The organism is Deltaproteobacteria bacterium PRO3 (genome assembly GCA_030263375.1).
Taxonomy (GTDB): domain Bacteria; phylum UBA10199; class UBA10199; order DSSB01; family DSSB01; genus DSSB01.
Genome location: SZOV01000181.1, coordinates 1 through 2,408 on the forward strand (window position 1 = coordinate 1; position 2,408 = coordinate 2,408).

The 2,408-nt window shown below is 71.6% G+C and carries 2 protein-coding genes; one reads left to right on the forward strand and one right to left on the reverse strand.

Going from position 1 to position 2,408, the window contains the following annotated elements; translation table 11 throughout:
- On the reverse strand, positions 1-782 hold a 782-nt coding region (locus tag FBR05_15125; protein MDL1873511.1), incomplete at its 3' end, for a hypothetical protein.
- 451 nt (positions 783-1,233) lie between these two features.
- Here FBR05_15125 and FBR05_15130 point away from each other — a divergent pair.
- Positions 1,234-2,408 (forward strand): hypothetical protein (locus FBR05_15130; protein ID MDL1873512.1); only part of this gene is annotated, 1,175 nt, incomplete at its 3' end.

The window sequence follows — 2,408 nt, forward strand, 5'->3', positions numbered from 1 at the left end:
GCGTCGCCGCGCGCCTCGCGCAACCCCAGGTGCGTCTCGAGGCGATGGCTGAGCAGCAGGCCGCCGAACATCGCCGCCTGCGGGACGACCGCCCGCGCGGCCTGGGCGCCGAGCCCGCCGCCGGCGGCCCAGCGCCCCAGGGCCGCCTGGCTTAGGCCGCCCGCGAGGCGCAGGCTGAGCAAGGTGAGGGCCCCGCCCGCGAAATCGCGCCCCAGCGCCTCGCGGCTTAAGTCGACCTCGCGGCCGAGCAGGGCGTCGGCCCCGCGATGGGCGAGGGTGAAGGTCGGGGCCTCGAGCAGGAAGCCGGCGCCGCCCGAGAGTAGGCGGGCGCCGAGGCCGCGCGTCCAAAGGGTCTCGGCAGGGGAGATCGCCAGCCGGGAGAGGGTCGCGAGCCGCGCGGTGCGGAAGGCGAGGCCCGCCAGGCCCATCGCGGCCAACACGGCCGGGTCGCAGGCCTCGGCGGCGAGGCGGCGGCCGAGGAATTCGGCGCGGGCGAGGTTGTCGCCGCGGCCGAGGATCGCGTCGAGACGGCTTTGTGCGCGTTGTTGTAGGGGCGAGCGCGAGCGGGGCCCCAGGTTTGCCCCTACGACAGCTGCATAGATTTCGCCCGCCAGCTCGAGATGCCCGGCCCGCTCCTGCCGCTCCGCCAATCCCAGCAGGCCTTCCAAAAAACTCGGCGCCTCCTGCTCCCGCGCCAGCGCGTCCCACTCCGCCAAGAAGCCCTCGCCGCCGCGGCGCGCGAGCGCCGCGCGTCCGCCGCAGGCGCGCGCGAGTTCAGCCAACAGCGTCTCGGCCGAAAAAGTCTCCGGCGCCGAGGTGCGGCGAAGTCCCAAGGAAGTCGGAAAGATTAAATTGCCTGGCCCCCCCGAGCCATAGGTCAAGCTGCCTCCAGAAAAGGAGCGAGTGGATTTTCACGAAAGCAGGATCTTTTCGGGCGCGGCTAAAAAAAGTTGTGCGACGCGGGCCGCGGCTCCGTCTGAGACCCGACAATAAATGTAGAACAAAAACCGCATATTGCGTGGAAATGGGGCCTGAAGCCCCCGTTCGGCGCCACTCGGAACCTGTGCGCGTCGCGGAGGACCGGCGCCGAATCCCGACGGATTCCCAATCCTTAGGCGAATAAAACCGAATGGGGGCAGCCTGGCATGTCCATTGCTTTATTGTCTCCTGCACACTTCCGAAAATTTTTTCGCGCGTTCGTGCCGGGGGCCCGCTGCTGTCGGGATCAGGCCCATGGTACCACCCCCTATTTCCAGTCGAGCTTCCACCCTCACGATGCGGGCGCCCCTGCCGCCCTCGCCTCGGATCTCCCTCCCCATTTCCGATCCCGAGCCCGAAGCGGCGCCGGTCCTCTTTCCGTCCTTGGGCAGCCTGGCTACCACCGCCGCGTCCCGCTCCATCCTCGCGCGTTCGGCCTCCGAATTCGGCGGCGTTTCCGAGACCGAGTCGAGTCCCGGCGCGGCGGCACCGACCGCCGACCCCCTGCCCGAGGCCCGGGCCTTTTTCGCGCGCCCGGTCCCCGAGCACCCGGACCTGGAGTACCTGGAAAGCGCCTGGCGGCATTACCGCGCCGTCCAGGACCGGCCGGTGGGGCGAGATTTTTCCGAAACCCTGGGGCGAAGCTTCGAGGCGGCTCCCTGGTTGGAAGCGATCCGCAGCGCGCGGGCGCGGATCGGCGACGGCTTTGAGTCGGTGCCGGCGCTGGCGATACGCCGGCGCGGCCTGGCGCTCTGCTCGGAGGTCGACGCGGCCCTCCTGGACGAGGACGGCCCCAACGGCTTGAACCGCGACGTCGACGTCCTGCGCCTGGGCGCCGACCTCCGCGAATGGGCCCGCAACCTGGCGAGCCACGAGGCCGAGCCCCAGGCCGCGGTCGAGGCCTACGCGCGGATGGTCGAGCTCGCCCGCCGCCACGGCCTAAACGGCCTGCTGCGCGGCGCGCTGCGCGACGGCGTCCGGGATCTCTACGAGCGCCTGGCCCACCCCTCCGCGGACGCCGATTCGGCGGCCCAGCGGCGCTCCCGCTACCTGGCCCTGCGCCTAGCGGGAGCGACCCACGCAGCCTTGGGCGAGGCATTCCGCGACCGCTTCCTGGACGCGCGCAACGCCCTGCTCGCGGAGGCCGATCGCCTGGAGGCCGCCCTGGGGCGCGCGAGCGAGCCGACCGCGCGGCTGCAGGTCTTGGGCGAGTTGGCGCTCTACTACCGCGAGCTGAGGACCGACGTGGAAGGCTCGCAGGACGTCTTTATGCAGGAGCGCTACCGGCGCAGCCTCGCGGCGATCCACGAAGAGGCCTTCCGCCCCGAGGTGCCGCCGGCGCTGCGGGCGCGCGTGGTCTACGAGACCGCGCTCCAGCTCGCCGCCGACGGCGATGAGGCCCGCTGCGTGGCCTGGATCGTCGAGCTGCG